Genomic DNA, 26,129 nt, shown 5'->3' on the forward strand with positions numbered 1-26,129 from the left:
TCTGCTGCCGGGATATACGAGTGTAAACGGTGACAGGCGGGCGAATGCGCTGAGCGCAGGAAAACATGGGATGATACGATCGTGGAGGAATTTGAATGAGAGTGGAAAACCTGAAAACACAGGAGTCCGTTGTGGAGTCCGTGCTGTTTACCATGGGGCAGTCTGTGGAGATCCGACAGCTTGCGGCGGCATTGGAATCGGATGAGGAGACGGCCATCCAGGCCGTGGAGCGCCTGAAGGAAAAATATGACAAGAGAAAAGCTGGCATGCAGATCGTGCGGCTGGATGACAGCTACCAGATGTGCAGCCGTGTGGATTATTATGAAAATCTGATCCGTGTCGCGGCAACGCCGAAAAAGCAGATCCTGTCGGATGTGGTGATGGAGACGTTGGCGATCATCGCCTACAAGCAGCCGGTCACCAAGGCCGATATCGAGAAGATCCGTGGGGTAAAATCGGACCATGCGGTCAACCGGCTTGTGGAATACGATCTCGTCTATGAGGCGGGCCGCCTGGATGCGCCGGGCCGCCCGGCACTTTTTGCGACGACCGAGGAATTCCTGCGCCGTTTCGGCGTCGGATCCACGGAACAGCTCCCGGAGATGAATGTGGAGCAAAGAGAAGAGATCCGGAGTGAGGTTGAGGAAGAGCTGAACCTGAGGATCGATGAGGAAGGTCATCTGCTGGATGATGACGAAGATCCGGAAGAAGATGCAGATGAGAATGAGAACGAGAAAGAGATAGAAAACAACGAGGCTTACGGGGAGGATTCCATATCATGAAATGCAGTGAGATCAAAGTAGTCAAAAAAGACGGGACGAAAGAGGAGTTTAATGTCCAGAAAGTCCTGGCGGCAGTAAATAAGTCTGCAAACCGCGCGATGATCAACTTCTCGAAGGCCGAGAGTAAGTTTATCTGTGAATTTGTGGAAGAAAAAGCGGAGGACCTGGATGAGGCGGAAGTCCCGATCGCCCAGATGCACAACATCGTCGAGGGCGCTTTGGAGCGCGTCAACCCGGTGGTCGCGAAGAGCTACCGCGATTACCGCAACTATAAGCAGGATTTCGTCCAGATGCTCGATGAAGTCTACAAAAAGAGCCAGTCCATCATGTACATCGGCGACAAGGAGAACAGCAATACGGACAGTGCTCTCGTCTCCACGAAGCGCAGCCTGATCTTCAATGAGTTGAATAAATCTTTATACCAGAAGTTCTTTATGACCGTCGAGGAGCTTCAGGCATGCCGGGACGGATATATCTATATCCACGATATGTCAGCGCGACGCGATACGATGAACTGCTGCCTGTTTGACGTCAATGAGGTCTTGAGCGGCGGTTTCGAGATGGGAAATATCTGGTACAATGAGCCGAAGACCCTGGATGTCGCATTTGACGTCATCGGCGATATCGTTTTAAGTGCGGCGAGCCAGCAGTACGGTGGTTTTACGGTTCCGAGCGTGGAGAACATCCTGGCGCCGTATGCCGAGAAATCCTACGGAAAGTATATCGAAAAATATATCGACCTCGGTCTCGACGAGGAGAAAGCGAAGGAGATAGCCTGGAACGACGTTCAGAGAGAGATGGAACAGGGCTTCCAGGGCTGGGAGTACAAGTTCAACTCCGTTTCCTCCAGCCGCGGTGACTATCCGTTTATCACGATGACGGCAGGAACCGGAACAAGCCGGTTCGCAAAGATGGCGACGATCACGATGCTCAATGTGAGAAAGAAAGGTCAGGGAAAAGAAGGCCACAAGAAGCCGGTCCTGTTCCCGAAGCTTGTGTTCTTATATGATGAGAACCTTCACGGACCGGGAAAAGAGCTTGAGGACGTTTTTGAGGCCGGGATCGAGTGCTCTTCCAGGACGATGTATCCGGACTGGCTCTCCCTGACCGGTGAAGGTTATATCGCCGGCATGTACAAGAAATACGGGAAGATCATCAGCCCGATGGGCTGCCGCGCGTTCCTTTCTCCGTGGTATGAGCGGGGCGGCATGGAACCGGCTGATGAGAATGATGTTCCGGTGTTTGTCGGCCGCTTCAACATCGGTGTTGTGAGCCTGCATCTTCCAATGATGCTTGCAAAGGCACGACAGGAGAGCAAGGATTTCTACGAGGTCCTGGATTATTATCTGGAGCTGATCCGGAAGATCCATATCCGGACTTACGCGTACCTTGGAGAGATGCGCGCGTCCACAAACCCGTTGGCGTACTGTGAGGGCGGATTCTACGGAGGTCATTTAGGACTTCACGATAAGATTAAACCACTCCTTAAGACGGCGACGGCATCCTTCGGGATCACAGCGTTCAATGAGCTGCAGAGACTGTACAACGGAAAATCCCTGGTGGAAGACGGGGCGTTTGCGATCGAGGTCTTAAAGCACATCAATGAGAAGGTGGAGCAGTTTAAACACGAGGACGGAAATCTCTATGCGATCTACGCGACACCGGCGGAAAACCTCTGTGGACTTCAGGTCAAGCAGTTCCGGAAAAAATACGGGATCGTGGAGAATGTCTCCGACCGCGAGTATGTCAGCAATGGCTTCCACTGCCATGTGACGGAAGATATCACGCCGATCCAGAAGCAGAACCTCGAATACCGGTTCTGGGAACTCTCCAACGGCGGAAAGATCCAGTACGTGAAATATCCGATCGACTACAATAAAGAAGCGATCCGCTCCCTCGTGCGCCGCGCGATGAAGATGGGATTCTATGAGGGCGTGAACCTGTCGCTGTCCTACTGCGATGACTGCGGACACGAGGAGTTAAATATGGATGTGTGTCCGGTCTGCGGCAGCAAAAACCTGACAAAGATCGACCGTATGAACGGATATCTGAGCTATTCCCGCGTCAAGGGCGATACGAGGCTGAATGATGCGAAGATGGCCGAGATCGCGGAGCGGAAATCGATGTGATGGAAACAGTTAGCAGTGCGTAAATTTTGTCAAACAAACGCGTTGCAAGCTTGCTTGCATAAGGGTTTGTTTGGCAAAATTTACATAGGGCGAACGCCCGAGAGATTCTTGTTTTTATGAAATAAAAACAAGAATATGTGCACTGCGTGAAAATATAAAATAAAAAAGAGGTGATCTCATGCGCTACCACAACATTACAAAAGAGGACATGTTAAACGGCGACGGCCTGCGCACCGTCTTATGGCTTGCTGGCTGCAGCCATGCCTGTCCGGGCTGCCAGAACCCGGTGACATGGGATGTGAAAGGCGGACTCCCGTTTGACGAGGAGGCAAAACAGGAACTTTTCGAGGCGCTGGCGCCATCCTGGATCTCCGGCGTGACATTCTCCGGCGGTGATCCGCTTCACTGGCAGAACCGGAAAGAAGTGGGAAATCTGATCGAAGAAATCCACGAAAAGTTCCCGGAAAAGACGATCTGGCTGTATACAGGGTTCCTGTGGGAAGACATCCGGGATCTTCCGTTTCTGAAAAACGTGGATGTCCTGGTGGACGGACCGTTCGTGGAAGCAGAAAAAGATGTGACCCTGCACTGGAAAGGCAGCGCGAACCAGAGAGTCATCGATGTGAAACAGACGTTAAAAAATAAAAATGTAGTGCTCTATCAATCGAAATAGGACAAACGACCAGGGACAACACCTGATTTTGCCGATGCTTCGCATTCCGAATCGGCAAAATCTGCTGCCACAACTGTACACAGCACGAGAGAGGCAGAAGGAGACAGTGACAGCTGCGTTGGCATGTGATACAATAAGACCATAGAAAACATGAAGACTCATGGGACGGATAGAAGAGAAAATTGCAGAGAACTTTCATGGAAAGGAAGAATGTCTATGCTGGCGAAATATGTACTCTGTATTTTAACGATCGAATGGGCGGTACTCGGAATGCGCCTTTTAAAAGGAAAAGGACGTTCTTATGAGCGGATCCGGAATGATGACAGGATCCGGGAAAAAGAACAGTTTGTCCGTTTTCAAGGAATGAATCTCCTGTATCTTGCACTGGTCGCATTCCTGACTCTGCTCACGACATTTGCAGGTTCCGACCACCTGACGATCCGCTTTTTTGAGCTCACAGCATTGGCTCTGTTTGGACGGCTGCTGTATGGAAATTGGAAATACAGCGGGAAGATCTGGATCCGGTGGTGACAATATAACAGAAACTATGCATCCGAAGGAAAGCTCAGTGGGGAGATTCCTGTAGGTGTGAGAAGGTACTGAATAGTTACAAATAAAGGAAAAAGGGATTTGGCATATCAGATGATGGCCAGGTCCCTTTTTGTATTTCAAGGAATTCGAAAGAAGCTGCCAGCGGCAGAACTGTAAGTGTTACTGCGACATTTACCGGATCTGGATCCGGATCGTCCGCTCAAACGGATGTTCCGGCGTTGTGATGGAAAAATGTTCCGGCAGAACATGTGGGGAATCCGGAACATCCTGGGCTTCGAGCGCGATGGCGCATGACGGGCAGGAGTGCGTGCCGTCCGGGAATCCGATGGAATCATCGAGAAATCCGCCGGAATAGACGACGAGTGCCGGGGCATCCGTGTAAAGCGTGATGGAGTGTCCGGAAACAGGATCGCTCAGGATACATGCTTTTTTTACAGGCTGTGGAAGCGACCGGAAACTGCGGGAGGTCTGGTCACGGCTCAGGATAAATGCATGGTTGTAACCGCGCGCGATGGAAATCTGCCTGCGGCAGCGGGAGCGGAGTTTTTCTTCGCGCGGCAGAAAATCCAGCCGGCTTTTAAGAGAAGCCGGGCTGGAAAAATCGAATATCGTCCTTGCAATAGGGATGATTTCGACGGGAATATGTTCCTCGTTATTCAGGCAGACATTGTTTGCGAAAACGGTGAGTGTCTCATCAAGCGCGGAAGATGAGAAATCACCGGAAAGATTCCAGTAGGTATGATTCGACATATTGATATAAGTCGGCCGGTCCGTCGATGCCCGGTACCGGATGGTCAGCCAGTTGCTGTCATCGAGCGTATATTCCGCATGAAACGTGCGATTTCCCGGATATCCGTCGACGCCGTCGGCGAGAAATGCTGAAAATCCGATCGAGACAGAATCATAATCCTGGCGGACGAATTCTGTGTTCCAGTTCTGAGCGGAGAGATTATGCGGACCGCCATGCAGCTGGTTCGCACCTTCGTTTGGGGTCAGAGGGATCGTTTCTCCTCCGAGAAGGATGGAGGAGCCGGAGATCCTTCCGGCATTCGGGGCAAGCGTTGCTCCTGCATAACACGGACAGATGCGGTAAAAATCAGGATTGCCGGAACTCAATGTGATCGGAAGTTCATTCCCGTCTGTTTCCGGATGGTCGGACCATTTCTTACCTTTAAAAGCAATTTTTTGAATGGACGCTCCAATCGAAAACAGGGAGAGCGAGAGTCCTGAACTGGTTATTATGTCGAAAAAATGCGATTTTTCTCCGGTATCAAATGTGAAAAATTTATCACTTAACTGCATGATACGCCATCTCCTTTCTGATTCCAGTTTAAAATATTTGTACAAAAAAGAGAACATAAAAAAACGATGAGAGCAAGATTTAAAAATAATACAGCAAGCGATGATAATGATGATTATTGGAAAAAAGGTATAATATAAAGTAAATAAAGCGAAAGGCACAATAGAAATTATCTTCTGAAGTGACTGCCAATACAGTACGAAAAAAGAAAAGACTCAAAATGACAGTGAAAAAGGGAGGAACGCAATATGAGCAGTATGTTGGAATTTCAGAACATCTGTAAATATTTCCCTGGTGTAAAAGCACTGGATAATATTTCGTTTAAGGCATATGCAGGCGAGGTTCTGGCATTCCTTGGAGAGAACGGAGCGGGGAAATCCACACTTCTGAAAGTGCTGAATGGAGATTATCAGCCGACAAGCGGAAAATATCTGCTGGACGGTGTGGAAAAACATTTCCAGTCCCCGCATCAGGCGATCGAAGAAGGAATCTCTGTTATCTATCAGGAACGTCAGATTCTTCTGGAGCTTTCGGTCGCAGAGAATATTTATCTCGGAAGAATGCCGGTCAACCGTTTTGGATTCATCGATACCCAGAAAGCAAACCAGATGGCATCAAAGATCATTGAAGATTTTGGTCTTCCGATCCACCCGTCGACAAAAGTCAAAGATCTGAGTATCGCTTACCAGCAGATGGTCGAGATCATGAAGGCATATTCGAGAGAGAATCTGAAGGTAATCTGCTTTGATGAGCCGACAGCATCCCTTTCCGATTCAGAGATCGATGCTCTGTTTAAGATCATCGAAAAGCTGAAAGCGGAAGGCAAGATCATCATCTATGTATCTCACCGAATGGATGAGATCCAGAGGATCACCGACAAAGTGGCGATCTTCAAGGATGGTCATTATGTGACGACAGTAAAGACCGGTGAGGTCCCGGAATCGGAGATGATCCGGATGATGGTCGGACGTGATCTCGGAGATATCTACAAAAATCTCGACAGGAACAAAGAGATCGGAGAGGTTCTCCTGGAAGTAAAAAATGTTTCTTCCGACTATGTGAAAGAGAATTCCTTCGTCCTCAGAAAAGGTGAAGTGCTTGGATTTTCCGGACTTGTCGGTGCAGGACGGACAGAACTCATGAGAGCGATCATCGGCGCGGATCCGATCCGCAGCGGAGAGATCATTCTCGAGGGAAAGATGATCCAGAACCGATCTCCGCATGAAGCGATGGAACACGGGATCGTTCTCGTACCGGAGGACAGAAAACTTCAGGGAATTCTTTCAAACCTTGATATCAGTGATAACATCAATATTTCCATGCTGGACAAAAACTCCAACAGTCTCGGCTTTGTAGATGCAAAGAAGGAAGAAAAGATCGCAGAAGACGGCATTAAAAATTTCAAGATCAAGACGCCTTCCGCAAAGAAAAAGATCGTGGAGCTGTCAGGAGGAAACCAGCAGAAATGCATCGTTGCACGCTGGATCAGCACGAATCCGAAGGTCCTGATCCTGGATGAACCGACAAAAGGAATCGATGTCGGTGCAAAGTCCGAGTTTTACCAGATGATCTGCCAGTTCGCAAAACAGGGACTCGGCGTGATCCTGATTTCTTCCGAACTGCCGGAAGTCATGGGATTATCCGACCGGATCATCGTCATGCGTGCAAGACGGATCGTTGGTGAGGTTTCAGCAGAAGATGCAACTGAGAGTACACTTCTCAGCATGGGAATGATCGGGGAGGTAAAAGAAGCATGAGTACAAAGAAAAAAAGTAGGATCCATATTGACGGCGACAAGCTTGTTCTGATCGCAGCGATCATTGTAGTATTTGCATTGTTTACCTGCCTGAATAAAAACTTCCTGTCCGTCACAAACATGATCAACATCCTGATCGCGGCATCCCTCGTCGGAATGGTCGCAGTCGGACATACATATCTGATCATTGCCGGTCAGAACGACCTGTCTCCTGGTTCACTTGCAGCGTTTTCGGGAGTTGTAGCAGCACTTCTCGTATCAAAGGGAATGCCGTTCGCGGCAGCTGTGATCGTTACGATCGTCTGCGGAGCAGCCGTAGGCTTCTTCAATGCATTCATGGTCAACAAGATCCATCTGGAGGCATTCATCGCAACACTCGTAACACAGTCCATCATCCGTGGATTTGCCTACATCATCTGCGGAGGAAAACCGGTATCCATCAGCAATAAGACATTCCTTCTTCTCGGAAAAGCAAGGATCTTAAACATTCCGGTATCTGTATGGATCATGATCATCTGCATCGTCGTATTCGGTATCATCCTTGCAAAGACGAAATTCGGACGCAGCGTATATGCGATCGGCGGCAGCATGGATGCAGCAAGACTTGCAGGCTTAAATCCGAAAAAGATCATCACAACCTGTTATGTGATGATGGGTATCCTCTGCTCGATCGGCGGCATCATATTCGCGGCACGTATGAACTCCGGACAGCCGGCCGCAAACGTCAACCTCGAGTTTGATGCGATCACAGCTGTTATCCTCGGCGGTGTATCCTTCGTCGGAGGTGTCGGCAACATGGGCGGCACGATCCTCGGTATCATCCTGATCCAGTCCTTCAACACAGGACTTACGATGGTAAACGTTCCAAGCTTCTGGCAGTATGTCGCAAAAGGCGGACTTCTTCTTTTCGCTCTGACAACTGACTACATCAGAAAACAGAAGCGAGAGAAAGACCTGCTTGCAGCTTCCATGAAGAACCTGTAGATACCAGGGACCAAAGGCCGGAAATCCGGTGCAAGCGGATTTTTGATCCCAACATCATTGTATCAATTATGTAAACAAAATAAATTTTATAAATGGAGGGTTTTATTATGAAAAAGATGAAAAGAACAGCAGCGTTTGCAGCAGCCGCATTATTGACAGCAACGGCACTTGCCGGATGCAGCAGCTCCGACACATCCGCAACAACAGCAGCGGCAGCAGCTGATACCACCGCAGCAGCAGCTGACACGGCGGCAGCAGATGCAGGATCATCAGAAAAAGGTGTTGTTTACGGTATTTACAAAGCCGGCGACCAGACCTGGTTCATTGATGAGGGCGCAGCAGCACAGAAGAAAGTAGAGGAAAATGGAGATGAATTCATTTTCGTAGATGCAAAGATGAGCCCGGAAGAATACCTGAAAGCAATCGATAACGCGATCGCAAACCAGGCAAAGGGAATCGTAACCTGTATCCCGGACCAGACAATGTCCCAGGCTGCCGTTGACAAGTGTAAAGAAGCAGGCATCCCGATCGTTGCAGCCGATGATGCACTTCAGAACGACGCCGGTGAAAAGATCGCTCCGTGGGTAGGAATCAATGCTTACGTCATCGGACAGGCAAACGGCGACTGGCTTGCAGCATATGCAAAAGACAACGGTCTTGTAGAAGATGAGACAAGCGGTCTTCTGATCCTGACAATGGATACCGTTTCTTCCTGCGTACCGCGTGCAGAAGGTGAGTATGATAACTTTACAGCAGGCTGCCCGGACTTCCCGACAGAAAGAATCTTTAAAGCAGACTATGACGGAACGACCGATAAAGGAAACACAGCGGCGACATCCGTTATCACAGCACATCCGGAGATCAAGAAATGGATGGTAACAGGTGCAAACGAGGAAGGTACGATCGGTGCTGTCCGTGCACTTGAGAGTGCAGGTCTTGATGCAGATGCATGCGTAGTAGGTCTTGGTGCTTACATGGCAAAAGACGAGTGGAACAACAAAGGCGCTGACGGTACCTGCATGAAGGCAGCAACATACTTCTCATCTGACTCCGTAGGAACCGGTTCTGTTGAGGTTCTGTATGATGTGATCGCCGGTAAGGACGTTCCGCAGGAGACAGCAGTCGATGCAGTTGTCGTAACACCGGAAAACTACAAAGAAGTAATGGGAAAAGCGGCAGAATAAAAAGAGACCGAGTCCTGTTTTTGTAAATCCTCTCATAAAAAGGGCTGCCTGAATGATTCCGGCAGCCCTTTTCGCATGATATGATCCGATCAGGTTCGATTCTGGTTACAGGCGAGACGGTATTCGGTCGGCGTCTGTCCGGTCACCTTTTTAAAGGTGGTACAGAAGCTGCTCTCACTGCTGAAACCGGTCTGGAAGCAGACGTCCTTGATGGGGATCTCCGAAAAGTTCAGAAGATATTTTGCATTGTTTACCCGTGTCAGGATCACGTATTCATGCGGCGAGAATCCAGTCTCTTTTTTGAAAAGACGACTGAAATAAAAAGGACTTAGAGAAGCCTGGGAAGCGAGATCGTTTAAGGACAGGATCTCCGTCAGATGATTGTTGATGTAGGTGATCGTGTCCTCGATGATGCCGCCAGAGACAGCCTCCGGGTGTTCGTGGTCGCGGCTGACAAAAAGTTCGGTCAGCATGTTGACAATGTAATTGTTAAACAATGCCTCCTTTAACGGGAGATGTTCCCGGAAACGGAGATAGATCTTATGGAGATACCGCTCAAACCGGTAGGTGTCTTTCAGACTGATGACCGGAGCGGAACTGCTCATGATCGCCTGATAAAATGCACGTGCCATAGGACCGTCAAAGTGGATCCATTCACATTCCCAGGGCGTCGAGCTTCTGTAGGCATGGGGATGATAACAATCGAGAAATACGATCTGGCCGGGAAGTGCCCGGAATACCTGATCATTCAGCTCAATGATGCATTCCCCGCGCTTGATGTACATGAGAAGAAAATTGTCGAACGCAGTGCGGCGGAGACTGTAATCATCGCTGTAGGAAAAATTTCCGATGATCAGCGGATAAAAAAATAAGGACTGCGCCTGGGCACTTGGGGTATAGACATAATAGTCGGAACCGGGGAGAATCCCTTTTTCGGTAGAGATCATGGAGTGTTTCCACCTTCCTTTCAAAGACGGATCCGGCAGGATCTGACGGCTGGTTACGATGTGCGCATGGTGCGGAAGATGACTTCCGGAACGAAAGAGCCGGGATGCGCAGTACTGGTTTCGATTATAAAGAGAAACGGGAAAAAGGTCAAGAATGATGAGAGCAATTTTTTGAAATTACATGGCAACTGAAGGTAATGAAAAACAGGAGTAATTACAGTATAGTATAAGCAAGAACGAAAAATAAGAGAGTTCCTGAAACGAAGGCAGGGAGATGTGGCTGCCGTTCAGGGAGATGAATTTTCTGAACTGAAAATTCCGTACAATACAGGAACGAGAATAGAAAACAGCAGGAGGTCAGAATTATGAGTGGAGTGAAGATCTGGGAAGAAAATGTGGTCATTCCTACTTATGGGATCGGAGCAGCAGATAAAAACCCTATGTTTTTGGAGAGCCGTGTTTATCAGGGAAGCTCCGGCCGGATCTATCCGTACCCGACGATCGAAAAGATTTATGATGAGAAAGAAGATAAGACGTACCATGCCGTCTGGCTGGAAAATGAGTATCTGAAAGTCATGATCCTTCCGGAGCTCGGAGGCAGGATCCAGAGAGCGTACGACAAGACGAATCATTATGACTTTGTCTATTACAACCATGTGATCAAACCGGCTCTTGTCGGCCTCTGCGGTCCGTGGATCAGCGGAGGAATCGAGTTCAACTGGCCGCAGCACCACCGCCCGACGACCTTCTCACCGGTCGACTATCTTCTGATCGAGAATCCGGACGGATCAAAGACATGCCGTGTCAGCGACGTCGATCAGATGTACGGAACAAAAGGCGAGGCAAGCTTTACCCTCTATCCGGGAAAAGCCTATATCGAGATCAAAGGTCAGCTCTATAACCGGACTTCCACACCGCAGACCTTCCTCTGGTGGGCAAACCCGGCTGTCCCGGTCAACGATCACACACAGTCGATCTTCCCGCCGGATGTCCATGCTGTGATGGATCATGGAAAACGTGACGTTTCAAGATTCCCGATCGCAACGGGTATTTATTACAAACATGACTACAGCGAAGGTGTTGACATTTCCCGTTACAAAAACATTCCGGTTCCGACCTCCTACATGGCGGAAAAGAGTGATTTTAACTTTGTCGGCGGATACGATTACCAGAAACAGGCAGGAATCCTTCATGTTGCCGACCATCATATTTCTCCCGGAAAGAAGCAGTGGACCTGGGGATGCGGCGATTTCGGAAAGGCCTGGGACCGCAACCTGACAGATGAGGATGGTCCGTATGTCGAGCTGATGACCGGCGTCTATACGGATAACCAGCCGGATTTCACCTGGTTAAAACCGATGGAGGAAAAGCGGTTTACCCAGTATTTCATGCCTTATAAGACGGTCGGAGCTGTAAAGAACGCCAGCATCGAGGCGATGGTCGGACTTGATGCGGATGAGAGCGGGATCCGTGTTGCTGTATACACAACGCAGGAATATCCGGATGCCCGAGTCATCCTTGCATATGAGGGACAGGTCCTTCTGGATGAAAAGAGAACGATCTCCCCGGTCGCTCCGTTTGAGACGCATCTGGATCAGGTTGTTGAGGACGAGACAAAACTTACGGTCCGCGTTCTCGACGGAACGAGAGAGATGATCTCCTACACACCGGCGAAAAAAGAGATCCCGAAGGTTCCGGATCCGGCGGAGGCAGCGAAAGATCCGGAGGAGATCATGTCAAATGAAGAGCTGTTCCTGACAGGACTTCACATTGAGCAGTACCGCCATGCGACATACCGCCCGGACCCATACTATCTGGAAGGGCTGAAACGCGACCCGGGCGATATCCGGATCAACAATGCATACGGTTCGCTCCTGATGAGAAGAGGCTGTTTTAAGGCTGCTGAGGCACATTTCCGGACAGCGATCAAACGTGCGACCTGGAAGAATCCGAACCCGTATGATTCCGAGCCGTACTACAACCTCGGATTATCCCTGTTTTATCAGGAGCGCTATGATGAGGCGTTTGATGCATTCTATAAGGCGACCTGGTCCAATGAGCAGCAGGAGATGAGCTTCTATTATCTGGCGTGCATTGAGGCGATGAGAGGAAACTTTGAGAGTGCACTGGAACTCGCGGAAAAAGGCCTTGTGAAGAATACGCACAATATCAAGGCGAGAGGACTCCGGGCATACCTTCTCGGCAGACTCGGAAGAACGGAAGAAGCGAAAGCGGCAGTCAGCGAGAACCTTGCGATTGACCCGTTTGATTATGTCTCCATGCTGGAATCCGCATATCTGGATCCGGACCATGCAGAAGAGATCCGCGCGAAGGTCAATAAGCTCTCCAGAAACTTCCATGAGACGTATCTGATGGCGGCGAGAGACTTTGCGGAGTACGGGGCATACGACAAGGCGGTTGATACACTCCGCGAATGCAGTGAGAGCTGGCCGATGTTAAAGTACTATGAAGCATATGATCTCGGAAAGATGGGAGCTTCCCATGAGGAGATCCTGAAAGTGCTCAAAGAGGCAGAAAACTGCAGTACGGATTACTGCTTCCCGAATAAGCTGGAGGACATCCTTGTTCTGATCGATGCGCAGAAACAAGATCCGGACGGGGCAAATGCATTCTATTACCTTGGAAACCTCTGGTATGACAAGCTGCAGTACGATCAGGCGATCAGCTGCTGGGAGACTGCGGCGGAGAAGAAGCCGGAATTTGCGATCACATGGAGAAATCTCTCCCTGGCATATTACAACAAGAGAAAAGATCCGGAAAAGGCAAAGGCAGCGTTGGAAAAGGCAGCAGAACTTGCACCGAACGATGCGAGAATCTTCCTGGAGCTTGACCAGCTGTACCGGAAACTGGAAATGCCGGTCGCTGAGCGACTTTCCCGCTATGAAAAGGCAAAAGAGATCTTTATGCAGCGGGATGATCTGATGATCGAATATGTCACGCTCTTAAATCTCTCTGGCCATTATAAAGAGGCATATGACTTTATCATGGCGCACCGGTTCCATCCGTGGGAAGGCGGAGAAGGAAAGGTTACGACCCAGTATACGACCTCTCTCCTGGAGCTCGGAAAAGCGGAAATCGCAAAAGAGCACTGGAGCGAGGCAAAAGAGATCCTTGAGAAGGCGCTGGTATATCCGGAGAACCTCGGGGAAGGAAAGCTGGAAGGAACGAAGGACAACCACATCCATTATTATCTCGGACTTGCAAAAGAGCATCTCGGGGAGAACGAGGCGGCGAAGGAAGAGTATGAGGCAGCTTCGATCGGAACGGATGAACCGGCAGGAATGATGTACTACAATGACCAGCCGGCCGACATGATCTACTATCAGGGACTTGCAAAAGAGAAACTTGGTCTGCCGGTGGAGGCAAAATCGAGATATTACCGTCTGCTCGACTACGGAGAGCGCCATCTGTATGACAAGATGCGCGTTGAGTACTTTGCAGTTTCCCTCCCGGATTTCATGATCTTTGATGATGACCTGGATAAGAGAAACAAGACGCACTGCTATTATCTGATGGGACTCGGATATCTGGGACTCGGAGATAAGGAAAAGGCAGCAGAGGCATTCCGGAACGCGATGCAGCTTGATCCGACGCATTTGAACGCAGGGCGTTATCTGAAGATGGTGGAGGAATAGAAGCCGGAAAAAGTCTTAACGCAGGCATAACAGAAAAAAGAAGGGGCATGAATTTTTTACAATTCATGCCTCTTCTTTTTTGCAATTTAGAAAGCTGCCTGCTTCGATTGCGAAAAGCAATCAGCAGGCAGTCAAATCGGATCGCAGATATCCATTGATGAAATTACATGGTTGCCTCGTTCTTTTCCGCTTCCTGCTCCCTCGCATTCATGATCAGCATCTGAAGCCGGTTCTCGATGTTTGCGAAGCTGACATCCGGATCGTAGTCGAGCGGAAGGATCTGGACGTCCGGGTAGAGCTCCTTTAAGCGCTTGGAGATTCCGCGGCCGACGACGTGGTTCGGCAGACAGCCGAACGGCTGCAGGATCACAAAGGCACGGCAGCCGTGGGCGGCATGGTGCAGGATCTCTCCCGGGATCAGGACGCCCTCTCCGGCATCGAAGGTGTGGTGGATGATCGGATCACTTTCCTTTACGAGCTCCGGAAGGCGCACCGCCGGGCGGTCGTAGAGCAGGTGAGCACTCGCAATCTTGTCCGCCGCATCGTGGGCGAGATCAAAGAAGAGATCGGCCATCCGGTACCAGAGCTTTTCCTGGAGCGGCTTATGTAAATGGTACTCACGGACCTGCATATCCCGATAGAAGTAGGATTTCTGGATGACATCGGACATTCTCGCCTCGATGATCTCGAAGCCGTTCTGCTCTAAAAACGCCTCGATGTCATGGTTTGCACCCGGGTGGAAGTTTAAGAGGTACTCCCCGACGATCAGGACGGTCGGTCTCGGATGAGAGCGGTCATACGGAACCTGTTTCATGATCCCGATCGCCTTTGCGAAGCCGTGTTTTGCGCCGTTTACGCCATGCCTGGAAAGTCCGTCGATCACAGCGTCCATCGCCTGCTCAAAGGCGGCATCGGCACTTCCTTTTGTGAGCTCATAAGGACGGATCTTCCGGAGCAGCTCCTCCAAAATATCGATCATCGGAAGCGCGTAGGCGATCCGGAGTGCGGAGAGGAGACTTAAGCGGAAGCCTGGATGGAGGTTGTGGAAATCCGCATCGTCGTTTGTGAGGATCGGAACATCGGAAAATCCTGCGTCATCGAGCGCCTTTCTTAAAAGTGCACTGTAATGCGTCAGACGGCAGTCGCCGATATATTTTCCGGTTGCGATCGCGACATCTTTTCCATCGTATTTTCCACTCTTTAAAGCGGCCAGCGCTTCACCGATCACGATCTGGGCAGGGAAGCAGATGTCATTGTGGACATATTTTTTGCCGAGACGGATCGCCTCGTCCCGCCCGATCGGCAGCGGCTCCGCGCGGAGCCCCTGTTTTTCCATCGCTGCCGACATGACGCGGCAGAACGCGTGGGAGGTATTCGGGATCAGAACGATGCGCTCTTTTCTGTCTTTCTTCTCGTACTTTACCGGGTACGGATCCGTGAGGGCATGGACCGGAGCTTCCTCGTGCTTTTCTCTCTGCATCCGGACTGTCTCGATAAAGGACCGGACACGGATCCGGAGCGGTCCCTGGATCTCACTCTCGTCGAGCTTTAAGACGAGCGGGATCTTCCCGGATACCTGTTTCATGAGGCGGATGATCTCATCGGAGAGGTAGGCGTCATGGCCGCAGCCGAAGCTTACGATCTGGACATATTCCAGGTGTGGATTTTCAGCGGCAATGACAGCGGATCCGAGCATTCTCGCATGGTAGTTGTTGACGACATCGAGGCGGCTGTTGGTGAGATCCACGTCGTTGACGCCCGGAACGGCATCTGCGGTGAGGACCGGGATGCCGAGACTCGTGAACATCTCCGGAAGGTTGTGGTTGACCAGCGGATCATTCTGATACGGTCTCGAGGCGAGGATCACGGCGTAGCGGTTCTCCTCCGTGACCTGTTTTAAGATCCGTTCGCCTTCTGCTAAGAGCTCCTGGTGGAAGGAATCCTCCGCCATGTCGGCATAGCAGATTGCCTCTTTGATCTCGGATTCCGGAACCTGATAAGTCTCATGGATATATTTTGTGAGCTGCTCATTCCGGTCTTCTTTCGTGTACCAGTGGAACAGCGGATTGTCAAACGGGATCCCGAATACATGCTCCGGATTGTCGGAGTTTTTGATGACGAGCGGATATCCCTTTACGATCGCACACATCCATTCACTCGTCTTTTCCTTGTTTTCCGACTGGACGGAGGTGATGGACGGCATGAAGATCCGGTCCACATGCATGTTCGCGAGACTGCGGATATGTCCGTGGACGAGCTTCGCCGGGAAGCAGACCGTATCGGAGGCAACCGCGGAAAGTCCCGACTCGTAGAGCTTGTGGCTGCTCGGGGCGGACACACGGACGGTAAAGCCGAGAGAGCGGAAAAATGTGGACCAGAACGGCATGGTCTCCCAGAAGGAGAGGACACGCGGGATCCCGATCACAAGATTCCTGGAGGTTACGTGTTCCGGGACCGGGTAATCTTTCCACAGCAGGGATTCCCGGAGTTTGTAGCAGTTCGGGACTTTGTCACGCTTTTCCATGCGCTCGCGCTGAAGTTTCTGAACAGCCGGATCTTTCGGGTCTCCGAGGACCTCTCCGCGCTCACAGCGGTTGTTGGTGACCCAGGACTGGCCGTTCGGGAAGCGGACGATCGTTCGTTTGCAGTGGTTCGTGCAGAACGGGCACGGGGCATTCGCCTCCTGGGTGTAGGAGAAGGAATCCATTGCGTCGAGTCCGATAAAGGTCCGCTTCTTCGTTCCATCCGCCATCGCCTCTTTTGTGAGGATCGCGGCGCCGATCGCACCCATCATGCCCGGATACGGGGCGCGTACGATGGTCTTTCCGGTGTACTGTTCAAATGCGCGCAGAACGGCGTCATTCCGGAAGGTTCCGCCCTGGACCATGATGTGATCCCCGAGAGAGTCGAGGTTCGAGATCCGGATGACCTTCGTGAAGACATTCTCGATGATGGAACGGCAGAGGCCGGCCATGATATCTTCCGGCTTTTTCCCGTTTCTCTGCTCGGTGACGATGCTGCTGTTCATGAAAACGGTGCAGCGGCTGCCGAGGACCGCCGGATTTTTCGAGGAAAAGGCGGCGTCTGCGATCTCCGTCACCGGGATCTTCAACGTGGAAGCGAAGTTTTCCAGGAAGGAACCGCAGCCGGAGGAACATGCCTCGTTGACGAGAATGTTCGTGATGATGCCGTGGTCGAGCCAGATGGCCTTCATGTCCTGGCCGCCGATATCGAGAAGAAACGTGATGTCCGGCATGTACTGGAACGCGGCTCTCGCATGGGCAACCGTCTCGACGACATGGTATTCGGTGGAAAATGCCCTGGAGAATAAAAGTTCACCGTATCCGGTGGAGCCGCAGCCTAAGATCTCCAGAGTTACGCCCGCATCGCGGTAACGGTTCCGCATGGTGATCAGGGCATTTTTTGCGACGGTCAGCGGATCGCCCTGGTTGGAGGCGTAGAAGAAGTCGAGAAGCTTTCCGTCATCGCCCATCAGGACAAATTTTGTCGTGGTACTGCCGGAGTCGATGCCGAGCCATGCGCGGATGGTCGTTCCGGGTGTGAGTGCTGCCGGAGTGAAGTCTCCCTTCGGATGTTCTTTTAAGAAGGTGTCATGTTCCTCTTTGGAGGAGAAGAAGAGCGGGGCTGCATGTTCCTGACCGGAATGCTGCTTTTTCTTCGTGTCCTCCTGGACCTGTTCCAGGAGGGAGACCCACTCAGTGAGCGGAAGGAAGGTGACCGGAGCGTCCGAGGCTTCCGGATCTGCCTCTTTGAACATGCCGTTTAAGGAGAGTGCTGCACCGTAGGCGACCATGATCTCCGGGTGTTCCGGGACTAGGCGCTCGTTTTCTTTCAGGTTCAGACGTTCAGAGAAGACATCGATCAGCTTCGGGTTGAAGGTCAGCGGACCTCCCTCAAAGACGACCGGAGGTTTGATATCGAGTCCCTGTGCAAGTCCGCCGATCGTCTGTTTGGCGATCGCGTGGAAGGAGGAGAGGGCGATATCAGCTTTTGCGACTCCCTGGTTTAAGAGCGGCTGGATATCGGTTTTTGCGTAGACGCCGCAGCGCCCGGAGATATCGTAGACGCAGGTTCCCTTGCAGGCAAGTTCGTTCATTTTTTCCGGCGGGGTCTGGAGAATGGAAGCAACTTCGTCGATGAAGGCGCCGGTTCCTCCGGCACAGCTTCCGTTCATGCGCATGTCGGCGACGTTTAACGCGCCGGTTTTTGAATCCGTCTTGAAGAAGATGATCTTTGCATCCTGGCCGCCGAGTTCGATGGCGGTGCCGACGGTCTCGTATGTCTTCTTTAACGCGATGGAGTTTGCGACAACTTCCTGGATATAAGGGGTATCGGCTGCTTCTGCGACTGGTTTTGCCCCGGAGCCGGTGAGTATGATCCTGGCTTTTGTGTCAGGAAATTTTTCTGCCGCCTGCCGGATCGCGAAGAGGACGCTTGCAAGCTGATCTGCGTGGTGGCGGCGGTAGTCAGAGTATAAGAGTGATTCGGTCGTCTTGTCGAGGACCGTGATTTTTGTAGTGGTGGAACCGACATCGATTCCGATGAGTAATTGTTTCATATATTTGATCTTTCGTGATAGTGATTTATCGGGTCTGCACCGACAGAAAGAAAAAGGGCATAAACCCGTTTCGTACCTGGATTTACGCCGATTTCTACACGATGCTGGTGATATTTTAGCGCTGGATTTTTTAAAAGTCAAGGAAATAGGTGCGAGGGAAGCGTTAAAAACGTGTTAAGAAGTGATTGGCTGCAGGCGCATTGACCGCAGGATAAGGTGGGAGGGATAGGTGAAGACTGTGGTTTTAGCTGCGGTACAGGGGAAAATCGGCATACTATGATTTACGTGAACAATGAGCCAAGGTCTGCGCTTGCGTGAGACATTGGCGACTGTCGCGATAACAAGGGGAAACTCGCGAAGCGTGTTTTCACTTGTTGAAGTTTCATGGAAAATCCAGTATAATTTTGGAAGATTATGATACTTTTGGAGGGGGTTTTATGAGCCGGACAAGTATGGATATGACGCGGGGATCTTTGAAGAAACAGATCCTGTTTTTCAGTATTCCGCTGATGCTTTCGAATTTGCTGCAGGTTCTGTTCAACATGTCGGATATTGCGGTGATCGGGCAGTTTGCGGGGGCGATGTCTCTGGGGGCGGTTGGTTCTACGACGACGTTGATCTCGATGTATACGGGATTTCTGATCGGACTTTCCGGTGGGATCAATGTGCTGACGGCGCTTTATATCGGGGCGAGGAACCGGAAGTCGGTTTCGGAGACGGTACATTCGGCGTTTCTTGTCAGCCTGGTGGTCGGATTGATCCTGCTGATTTTGGGAGTTTCTACATCGCGCGGTGTGCTGGTGCTTTTAAATACGAAGGAGGAGCTGATCGACAAGGCCGCTCTGTACATCCGGATCTATTTCCTGGGGATTCCGGCGCTTGCGCTTTATAATTTCGGAAACGCGGTGTTCAGTGCGGCCGGGGATACGGGGCGTCCGCTGAGATATCTGTTTTTGTCGGGGATCGTGAATGTGATCCTGAATCTGTTTTTTGTGATCGTCTGTAAGCTTGATGTAGTTGGAGTGGCGCTTGCGAGTGCGTTGTCTCAGTGCCTTTCGGCGTTTCTGATCGTGATGGCATTGTTCCGGAGTCATGAAGATTTCGGACTGCATCTTGCAAAGCTCCGGCTTTCGAAGGATAAGGCGCAGGCGATCCTGCGGCTCGGGATCCCATCTGGTTTTCAGAATGCGATCTTCGGGATCGCAAATCTGTTTGTCCAGCTCGGCGTCAATTCTTTCAGTGCCGTGATGGTAGCGGGAAATTCCGCGGCGGCGAATGCGGATGCGCTGATCTACGATGTGATGGCGGCGTTCTATACGGCCTGCGCGAGCTTTATGGGGCAGAACTACGGCTCCGGAAACAAAAAGCGTGTGCGGGACAGTTATTTTGTGAGTCTTGCATATTCATTCGGGATCGGACTTGCGATGGGACTTCTTCTCGTCGTGTTCGGAAAGCAGTTCCTGTCCTTATTTACGAATGACCCGGAAGTCATGGCAGCGGGAATGAAGCGCCTGACGATCATGGGATTTTCCTATGGGATCTCCGCGTTCATGGACTGCACGATCGCGGCATCCCGGGCACTCGGAAAGAGTCTGGCACCGATGGTCATCGTGATCTTGGGTTCCTGCGTATTCCGGATCGCGTGGGTCTATACGGTCTTTGCGTATTTTCAGACGATCCCGTCCCTGTATCTGCTCTACAGCTGTTCCTGGTCGCTCACGGCGATCGCGGAGATCCTGTATTTTGTACATGCGTACCGGAGGGCGATGGAGAAGATCGCGGAAACGCGGAGCTGACAGGGGGTGTTGAGCGGGAGATGATTCTTGTTTGGATGGCTGGAAAATGGGTGATAGAAAGAGCGTAATAACTCGGAATTTACAGGAAGTGTGACAAGAAAGCCAAAACGGTATACTGGGAAAAAAGATTAAGAAAAGAATAAAGAGCTGGTTTTAATTGTAAAATTTTATTACAAATTTTATATCTAATTTTCGATTATCCGCATAAACACTATACTTTCAAGTATTTTGAAGTATAGAAAACCATTCATTTTACCACGAATTTACCACGATTGAATGAGCCTTGATATGATGATAAAACGACTAAGGGAGATAGCACAAATAACTGTGCCTCTCCCTATATTTTCTTTGTTTATTCCGTTGATTACTTCATTTGATTTCAAACTTTAACGCCTTTTTATATCTCGTTTTTTTATTCCTATTATATTCATACCTCAATTCTACTTTTTAAAGCTAATAAGTTTTCCGTTGTATTTTACAATGATGAATATGATATAAAACACTCCTACAACAATCAAAGTAAGCCCTATGTAGTAGCCTAATTCAGAATGAGAGATTAAATTGATAATCGGCATAGCAATAACGCCAATGCTAACCAGCAGAGAACCTATTCCTATTCTTTTTGTAAACGCTTTTTTATCTTTTGGGTTGAGATGTGTATAATGATAACTATGTAAGAAAGTAATATTTTCTTTTATACCCACTTGATAAGATAAAAATAATAAAAACAATCCCATAACTATTTCAACAACCACTTCTTCTATTTCCATAATCATACACTCCTTAATCAAAATAAAATAATTCCTCAAATTTTTTATCTAAAGCTATACAAAGCACTAATGCTAATTTTGCTGTTGGATTGAACTGTCCTGTTTCAATAGAACTTATTGTGTTACGGGAAACTCCAACCATTTCTGCTAATTCCGTTTGCGATAATTTTTTTTCTTTTCGCACCTCTTTTAATCTATTTTTTAAAATTAAATGTTCGTTCATATTACAAACCTGCTGTCAAAAATTTATAAAAGTAATACAACATAAATAGGACAAAGAATAGGGCAGTAACAAATTTAGGTTTACTTCTTGAAAGATATGCTTCATAACTCATATATCCAAATGCTACCGACCAAATAATTGTCATTATGTCATTGTAAGGTTCTTTACAAATAACCTTAATAACAAAGATTAAAATGCAGACAAGCAACACAAACATTAGCCCAAAAGATTTCCCTTTAAGTTTAATGTGTTTTTCATACTCATCAAGATATAAGTTATCTTTTTTGTTTTGTGACAGTATTTTTTCTTTATCCATTTATATTACCCCTTTCCAAAAATACCAAGTATACTTGTCATTTTTATTATAATACTCAATCTCTAAAAGTCAATGTTTTTATACTGTTTTCTTATTATTTTATGACGGCGTATTTTTTTCCATGAGATTATACGCCGTCAATAATTATGTTACAATTTTCCAGTTACTATCCTTATGGAGCATAAGCTCATACTGTGATACTTGCGTCGCCTTTGTCTGATTGTCGATAAACTCATGACACTACACCTTGTTTCCTCTTGTCTGCCAGAAACAGAAAAGAAAAAGCCCTGTCAAGAGCCTTGCCACCATTGGTGGTGCTTTGCACTCTTTACTGGGCTTTTTGTTTGCTGTATCTTCTACAAAGAGGAAAAAAGCTATTCGTCCTCATCATCAAAATGGTTATTTTTCAATACTTCCCGTAATAATTCCATATCTTCTTTTGAATTGGGGTTTATCATTTTTACGACTTGATATGGTGTCCTATATTTATGCCCCTCTATGCTTTCCCCGAACATATCCATGCTGTATAAATCATCATAGCGGTCTAACAGTTTTTGAAATTTCAAATGCTGGATAAATTCTTTGATTGGGTAAAGGTCGGACGCTACAATGCTTTTCCCGTTGATGTAGTCGGTAATATATTCCCGTAACTTCTCTAACTCATATTCCAGCCATTCTTCCTCGCTGTCAAAGAAATTGTCATAATGCCCATGTTTCAGTTCTGCATTTAGTCTTTCTTCAATTCTTAAAAACTGACAGACTTCCTTTTCGGCTTGATTAACATACTTCCATTCTCCCGATAATAATTCATTGGGCGTTACACCCAGCACGTCCATTATCTTTTCTAATGTATCAAAGGTAGGATAATTCACACCTCGTTCAATCTTGGAAAGGCTCTGCATATTGATACCGATTTTGTCCGCAAGTTCTTGTTGTTTCATTCCTCTGTGTTTTCTTATGGTCTGTATGTTCTCTCCTAAGAAACTGATTTTCTTTTCGTAATGCTCCATGACTTAGTATAAACACTCCTTTCATTGCTTTTATTGGTATTTATAAGCATATCATACTTAATATATATCTAAAAGTCAACAAAAACTTCTTGACAAGTAATTCTAATGGCGTTATTATCGTGTTAGATAGAGTGATTAAGCACGCTAGGGTTAATCACACGCTTGAGTAAGCATAGAAAAGATATATTTTCACTTTGATAGCATGAATAAGCATGGACTATCAGACCGAAAATAAGGTTTCTGACTGGGGCTGTTCCGTTTAGCCACGAGCCTTACAAGGCTCGTGAGCGTTAAGAACGGATCAGACACAGGAAGAAAGGGAACGCCTTTAGGCGTTCATAAAGGGCGTATATGTAACACCGCCCTGCGTATACATGTCATAGTACCTAGAAACTGTGATAAATAAAGGAAAAAACACGATTTTTACCCGCAAAAAACGGGGCATACGAAAGGAGCAATGCACTATAACTACACACAAAAATTTATCCGTTAAGATTGATTACATCAGCATTGTATTTGAAACGGCAACCGCTGAAGATATAATCATGCACATTTTAGATTTACCGACTGACATTTTCAATGTTTATCCAGCAATGATAAAATTCAAGACTTATCAAGCACGCTGGCAGATTGGAGATATTTATGTATCGGGGGACGCAAGAAAGACAGAGGATAACCCACAGGGGCTAGGCTGTTATCTTGTTATGACTGGCAGAGGTTGTGATGATATTTTCCGTATTCTCGACAGTAGGAATTATACCTTTGGGGATATGTTTCGACGCTGTGAGCGAAGATACGGACTGGATAACTTTCATTTCACAAGACTTGATATTGCCATTGATGATAAGAACGAAAAGCCATTCTTTACCATAGAGCAGATAAAGAAGAAATGCGAAAAAGAGGAATTTATTTCTAATAGTGAGGGCTACCACTTTGACGAAAGCAAGTTTGATGATTTCGACACCGCAAAGACTGTTTGCAACGGTGTACAAAGGGAACATAATAAAAACCTTAATAATGGACTGCCAATCTTACACAAAGTACCGCCCAAACGAGACTACGGGCGGTATTTTTGTATCATGGCGGAGAAAGGAGGAACTTCCCACGGGGGCTTGACTGAAAAGTTGAGCCCCTTTTTTCATGCCAAAAAACAGGAGGTAAATGCTTATGGCAGATGATAAAACCACAAAAACGCCGGAACAGCCAGTAACGGATAGCGGGCCGGGCAAGGAAACGCCTCCCGCTCCCCCAAAAGAGCCGGAGAAGGTTTCCGTTTCCTCGGAGCCGGGAAAAAAGACGGAACCAGAGGTAAAGAACCCACAGGTTTCCGTCTATAACTTCGCTGAAATTATGAAGGAAAAGAAAGCCGAGGAACGGGCGGCAACTCCCGGCGTGGAAAAGCCTGACCCGGCAAAAGTGGAGAAACCGGAAAAGCAGCCGGAGACTCCGAAAAAAGCAGAGGAAAAACCCAAAGAGCCGGAACAGCCGAAGCGCCGGGGCCGTCCCCCGAAAGCAGATAAGGACAAGGCCGCAGCCCCGAAGTCCAAAGCCCCCGCACAGAAACCGGAAAAGACGGTCAAAAAAGAACCGGAGAAAAAAACGGCGCCAACGGTACAGGCCGCTCCCGCTCCGAAAGGACCCGAAAAACCGAAGGATGCACCACGCCGGGGCAAGGAACAGATCGTCTATATCAAGCTGAACGAGCTTCACGCCTTCAAGAACCATCCCTTTGAGGTTCGGGATGATGAAGAAATGCGGGCTATGGTGTCCAGCGTCAAAGACAAGGGCGTGACCCAGCCCGCTATCGTCCGTCCCCGTGAGGATGGCGGCTATGAGATCGTGTCCGGCCACCGCCGCCAGAAGGCCAGCGAGCTTGCCGGATATGCGGATATGCCCTGTATTGTCCGCAACCTGACGGACGATGAAGCCATCACGCAGATGGTGGAGGACAATCTGAACCAGCGTGAAGAAATCCTCCCCAGTGAGCGGGCCAAAGCTCTGAAAATGCAGCTTGAGGCCATCAAGCACCAGGGCTCCCGCACTTCGGGCCAGATTGACCCGAAGGACGCAGGCAAACGCTCCAACGAGATCGTGGCCGAGCGCAATAAGATGGCCGTCAAACAGGTGCAGCGGTATATCCGGCTCAATGAACTGGTTCCCGACTTGATGAAGTTGATGGATGAAAAAAAGCTGGGCTTTACTACGGCGGTGGAGCTTTCCTATGTCAGCAAAAAGAACCAGAACTATATCGCCGTCGCCATTGACAGCCAGCAGTCCTCTCCTTCGCAGGCGCAGGCAAAGCGTATGCGTGAGCTGGACGAAAAGAAGCTGCTCAACGGGGATGTGATCGACGGCATTATGATGGAGGACAAAAAGGAGGTAGACAAAGTGATTTTGACAGGTGCGGAACTGAGCAAGTATTTCGGCAAGGAAACTACGCCGAGGGAAATGAAGGACCAGATCATCAAGCTGCTGGACGACTGGAAGGGCCAGCAGAAGGAACACGAAAAACCGGAGAAGAAAACCGAACAGGAAAAGTAAGCCCAAACTTCGGGTCAGCATGGCCCGAGGATTGCGGGGCTCTGCCCCGCGTCCCGAAGCTCTGGAGATATAAATGATTCCCCGTCGCCAGTTATTCCGTAGCATAGCCGGGAAAATCAGTCAAGGGCAGCGCCGCCGCAGGCGGTGCCGGAGGCACCCTTGACGGATTTCTCCCGGTTATGCTTTTTCCCGGTCAAGCGACGGGGATATAAATTCTCCAGAGCTGTTCCCCTTCCCGGGGGAAGGGGCGGAGGGGTTGGGCGAACTCTTGCTTTTCCCTAAACCTAAACAGAAATGGAGGCTCAACCAATGAAACGACCTTTAGCGTACCTGACCGCCGCATGGAGCGGCGAGCCGGATGTTGATATGGAGCTGGCGGCCCACTACTGCCGTCTTGCTTATGAGGCGGGCTTTTCCCCGATCTGCCCGCTCTTGTATCTGCCGCTGTTTTTGAATGACAGCGTTCCCGAGGAACACAAGGCCGGGATTGATATGCGCCGGGATATGCTGCGGCGCTCCCACACCCTGATCGTCTGCGGCAGCGCTGTGGATGAGGATGTGAAAAACGATATTGCGGTTGCCGGACGGCTGGGCATTGCGGCGACAACGCTGGAAGGGGTGCTTGCCGTGAAGGGACACGGCACCCCGGGCCATGCCGGACATTAAGCTGGGAAGCCTTTTCGACGGGATTGGCGTGTTCCCTCTGGCTGCTTCCCGGTGCGGTATCCGTCCGGTATGGGCCAGTGAGATTGAAAAAGCGCCCATCTCCATAACCAAAAGGCACTTTCCCGACATGGTGCATTTGGGGGATATTACGAAGGTGGACGGCGGGAAAATCCCACCTGTCCATATAATTACCTTCGGTTCCCCCTGTCAGAACCTTTCTCTGATCGGCAACCGCTCCGGCCTTGCCGGGGCAAAATCAAGCCTG

19 protein-coding genes and 2 pseudogenes are annotated in these 26,129 nt (G+C 49.3%); 13 read left to right on the plus strand and 8 right to left on the minus strand.

Annotation, left to right across the window (positions count from 1 at the left end):
* Window positions 1-95: 95 nt before the first annotated feature.
* From scpB to GPK90_RS18645, 4 genes are all read left to right on the plus strand, one after another.
* The gene (gene scpB, locus GPK90_RS18630; RefSeq protein WP_118321224.1) at window positions 96-782 is read left to right on the plus strand and encodes an SMC-Scp complex subunit ScpB; all 687 of its coding nucleotides are present in this window, start codon (window positions 96-98) and stop codon (window positions 780-782) included.
* A complete protein-coding gene (nrdD, locus tag GPK90_RS18635) occupies window positions 779-2,911 on the plus strand; it encodes an anaerobic ribonucleoside-triphosphate reductase (protein ID WP_118533177.1) in 2,133 nt (710 codons plus the stop codon). The genes scpB and nrdD overlap by 4 nt, the downstream gene beginning before the upstream one ends.
* Window positions 2,912-3,089: 178 nt before the next feature.
* On the plus strand, window positions 3,090-3,584 hold the full coding sequence (gene nrdG, locus GPK90_RS18640; protein ID WP_118321222.1) for an anaerobic ribonucleoside-triphosphate reductase activating protein: 495 nt from the start codon (window positions 3,090-3,092) through the stop codon (window positions 3,582-3,584).
* 216 nt (window positions 3,585-3,800) lie between these two features.
* Window positions 3,801-4,115, plus strand: a complete 315-nt coding sequence (locus GPK90_RS18645; protein ID WP_118533175.1) for a hypothetical protein — start codon at window positions 3,801-3,803, stop codon at window positions 4,113-4,115.
* 192 nt (window positions 4,116-4,307) lie between these two features.
* Here GPK90_RS18645 and GPK90_RS18650 read toward each other — a convergent pair whose 3' ends face one another.
* Window positions 4,308-5,438, minus strand: a complete 1,131-nt coding sequence (locus GPK90_RS18650; RefSeq protein WP_117484689.1) for an aldose epimerase family protein — start codon at window positions 5,436-5,438, stop codon at window positions 4,308-4,310.
* A gap of 246 nt (window positions 5,439-5,684) precedes the next feature.
* Here GPK90_RS18650 and GPK90_RS18655 point away from each other — a divergent pair, with 246 nt between their 5' ends.
* The 3 genes from GPK90_RS18655 to GPK90_RS18665 all read left to right on the plus strand — a co-directional run bounded on the left by GPK90_RS18655 (window position 5,685) and on the right by GPK90_RS18665 (window position 9,360).
* On the plus strand, window positions 5,685-7,193 hold the full coding sequence (locus GPK90_RS18655; protein WP_142410512.1) for a sugar ABC transporter ATP-binding protein: 1,509 nt from the start codon (window positions 5,685-5,687) through the stop codon (window positions 7,191-7,193).
* The gene (locus GPK90_RS18660; RefSeq protein WP_117484691.1) at window positions 7,190-8,176 is read left to right on the plus strand and encodes an ABC transporter permease; all 987 of its coding nucleotides are present in this window, start codon (window positions 7,190-7,192) and stop codon (window positions 8,174-8,176) included. The genes GPK90_RS18655 and GPK90_RS18660 overlap by 4 nt, the downstream gene beginning before the upstream one ends.
* Before the next feature lie 107 nt (window positions 8,177-8,283).
* Window positions 8,284-9,360: an arabinose ABC transporter substrate-binding protein gene (locus tag GPK90_RS18665; protein WP_242994067.1), complete on the plus strand. Its 1,077-nt coding sequence runs from the start codon at window positions 8,284-8,286 to the stop codon at window positions 9,358-9,360.
* A gap of 89 nt (window positions 9,361-9,449) precedes the next feature.
* On the opposite strand, the gene GPK90_RS18670 is transcribed toward GPK90_RS18665, so the two are convergent.
* Window positions 9,450-10,307 carry an AraC family transcriptional regulator gene (locus GPK90_RS18670; protein WP_117484692.1) on the minus strand — a complete coding sequence of 286 codons (858 nt, stop codon included), beginning with the start codon at window positions 10,305-10,307 and terminating at the stop codon, window positions 9,450-9,452.
* Between the two features lie 365 nt (window positions 10,308-10,672).
* Here GPK90_RS18670 and GPK90_RS18675 point away from each other — a divergent pair, with 365 nt between their 5' ends.
* Window positions 10,673-13,963, plus strand: coding sequence for a DUF5107 domain-containing protein (locus tag GPK90_RS18675; RefSeq protein ID WP_118533171.1), 3,291 nt, complete (start codon window positions 10,673-10,675; stop codon window positions 13,961-13,963).
* A 163-nt stretch (window positions 13,964-14,126) separates the two neighbouring features.
* On the opposite strand, the gene GPK90_RS18680 is transcribed toward GPK90_RS18675, so the two are convergent.
* On the minus strand, window positions 14,127-18,542 hold the full coding sequence (locus GPK90_RS18680) for an acyl-CoA dehydratase activase (RefSeq protein ID WP_215703658.1): 4,416 nt from the start codon (window positions 18,540-18,542) through the stop codon (window positions 14,127-14,129).
* 437 nt (window positions 18,543-18,979) lie between these two features.
* Here GPK90_RS18680 and GPK90_RS18685 point away from each other — a divergent pair, with 437 nt between their 5' ends.
* Window positions 18,980-20,338: an MATE family efflux transporter gene (locus tag GPK90_RS18685; protein ID WP_118532905.1), complete on the plus strand. Its 1,359-nt coding sequence runs from the start codon at window positions 18,980-18,982 to the stop codon at window positions 20,336-20,338.
* 440 nt (window positions 20,339-20,778) lie between these two features.
* Here GPK90_RS18685 and GPK90_RS18690 read toward each other — a convergent pair whose 3' ends face one another.
* The 5 genes and pseudogenes from GPK90_RS18690 to GPK90_RS18705 form a co-directional block, all read right to left on the minus strand.
* On the minus strand, window positions 20,779-21,108 hold the full coding sequence (locus GPK90_RS18690) for a hypothetical protein (protein ID WP_003127052.1): 330 nt from the start codon (window positions 21,106-21,108) through the stop codon (window positions 20,779-20,781).
* A 13-nt stretch (window positions 21,109-21,121) separates the two neighbouring features.
* Window positions 21,122-21,331 (minus strand): helix-turn-helix transcriptional regulator, encoded by a 210-nt coding sequence (locus GPK90_RS18695; RefSeq protein WP_003127053.1) that lies wholly within the window; start codon window positions 21,329-21,331, stop codon window positions 21,122-21,124.
* A 1-nt stretch (window position 21,332) separates the two neighbouring features.
* Window positions 21,333-21,647 carry a DUF6442 family protein gene (locus GPK90_RS18700; RefSeq protein ID WP_003127054.1) on the minus strand — a complete coding sequence of 105 codons (315 nt, stop codon included), beginning with the start codon at window positions 21,645-21,647 and terminating at the stop codon, window positions 21,333-21,335.
* A gap of 144 nt (window positions 21,648-21,791) precedes the next feature.
* Window positions 21,792-21,881, minus strand: a pseudogene (locus GPK90_RS19680) (conjugal transfer protein); the annotation flags it as partial.
* A gap of 140 nt (window positions 21,882-22,021) precedes the next feature.
* Window positions 22,022-22,657, minus strand: coding sequence for a helix-turn-helix domain-containing protein (locus GPK90_RS18705; protein WP_003127055.1), 636 nt, complete (start codon window positions 22,655-22,657; stop codon window positions 22,022-22,024).
* A gap of 494 nt (window positions 22,658-23,151) precedes the next feature.
* On the opposite strand from GPK90_RS18705, the pseudogene GPK90_RS18710 reads away from it, so the two are divergent.
* The 4 genes and pseudogenes from GPK90_RS18710 to GPK90_RS18725 all read left to right on the plus strand — a co-directional run.
* Window positions 23,152-23,643: pseudogene (locus GPK90_RS18710) on the plus strand (hypothetical protein); the annotation flags it as partial.
* 175 nt (window positions 23,644-23,818) lie between these two features.
* A complete protein-coding gene (locus tag GPK90_RS18715; RefSeq protein WP_215653869.1) occupies window positions 23,819-25,198 on the plus strand; it encodes a ParB/RepB/Spo0J family partition protein in 1,380 nt (459 codons plus the stop codon).
* Between the two features lie 309 nt (window positions 25,199-25,507).
* A complete protein-coding gene (locus GPK90_RS18720) occupies window positions 25,508-25,864 on the plus strand; it encodes a DUF7768 domain-containing protein (protein ID WP_003500157.1) in 357 nt (118 codons plus the stop codon).
* Window positions 25,851-26,129, plus strand: a 279-nt coding sequence (locus GPK90_RS18725; protein WP_215703659.1) for a DNA cytosine methyltransferase, incomplete at its 3' end; no start/stop codon positions are given. The genes GPK90_RS18720 and GPK90_RS18725, both read left to right, overlap by 14 nt.

It is taken from the genome of Clostridium sp. MCC344 (genome assembly GCF_018785365.1).
In the GTDB taxonomy this organism is placed as follows: Bacteria; Bacillota; Clostridia; order Lachnospirales; family Lachnospiraceae; genus Pilosibacter.

Excerpts from the sequence above, each read along its gene's own strand:
- GPK90_RS18660 (WP_117484691.1), top strand. The coding sequence starts at position 7,190 with ATGAGTACAAAGAAAAAAAGTAGGATCCATATTGACGGCGACAAGCTT.
- GPK90_RS18695 (WP_003127053.1), bottom strand. The coding sequence starts at position 21,331 with ATGAACGAACATTTAATTTTAAAAAATAGATTAAAAGAGGTGCGAAAA.
- GPK90_RS18680 (WP_215703658.1), bottom strand. The coding sequence starts at position 18,542 with ATGAAACAATTACTCATCGGAATCGATGTCGGTTCCACCACTACAAAA.
- nrdD (WP_118533177.1), top strand. The coding sequence starts at position 779 with ATGAAATGCAGTGAGATCAAAGTAGTCAAAAAAGACGGGACGAAAGAG.
- GPK90_RS18685 (WP_118532905.1), top strand. The coding sequence starts at position 18,980 with ATGAGCCGGACAAGTATGGATATGACGCGGGGATCTTTGAAGAAACAG.
- GPK90_RS18665 (WP_242994067.1), top strand. The coding sequence starts at position 8,284 with ATGAAAAAGATGAAAAGAACAGCAGCGTTTGCAGCAGCCGCATTATTG.
- GPK90_RS18675 (WP_118533171.1), top strand. The coding sequence starts at position 10,673 with ATGAGTGGAGTGAAGATCTGGGAAGAAAATGTGGTCATTCCTACTTAT.
- GPK90_RS18720 (WP_003500157.1), top strand. The coding sequence starts at position 25,508 with ATGAAACGACCTTTAGCGTACCTGACCGCCGCATGGAGCGGCGAGCCG.
- GPK90_RS18655 (WP_142410512.1), top strand. The coding sequence starts at position 5,685 with ATGAGCAGTATGTTGGAATTTCAGAACATCTGTAAATATTTCCCTGGT.
- GPK90_RS18700 (WP_003127054.1), bottom strand. The coding sequence starts at position 21,647 with ATGGATAAAGAAAAAATACTGTCACAAAACAAAAAAGATAACTTATAT.
- GPK90_RS18645 (WP_118533175.1), top strand. The coding sequence starts at position 3,801 with ATGCTGGCGAAATATGTACTCTGTATTTTAACGATCGAATGGGCGGTA.
- GPK90_RS18690 (WP_003127052.1), bottom strand. The coding sequence starts at position 21,108 with ATGGAAATAGAAGAAGTGGTTGTTGAAATAGTTATGGGATTGTTTTTA.
- scpB (WP_118321224.1), top strand. The coding sequence starts at position 96 with ATGAGAGTGGAAAACCTGAAAACACAGGAGTCCGTTGTGGAGTCCGTG.
- GPK90_RS18715 (WP_215653869.1), top strand. The coding sequence starts at position 23,819 with ATGCTTATGGCAGATGATAAAACCACAAAAACGCCGGAACAGCCAGTA.
- GPK90_RS18670 (WP_117484692.1), bottom strand. The coding sequence starts at position 10,307 with ATGATCTCTACCGAAAAAGGGATTCTCCCCGGTTCCGACTATTATGTC.
- nrdG (WP_118321222.1), top strand. The coding sequence starts at position 3,090 with ATGCGCTACCACAACATTACAAAAGAGGACATGTTAAACGGCGACGGC.
- GPK90_RS18705 (WP_003127055.1), bottom strand. The coding sequence starts at position 22,657 with ATGGAGCATTACGAAAAGAAAATCAGTTTCTTAGGAGAGAACATACAG.
- GPK90_RS18650 (WP_117484689.1), bottom strand. The coding sequence starts at position 5,438 with ATGCAGTTAAGTGATAAATTTTTCACATTTGATACCGGAGAAAAATCG.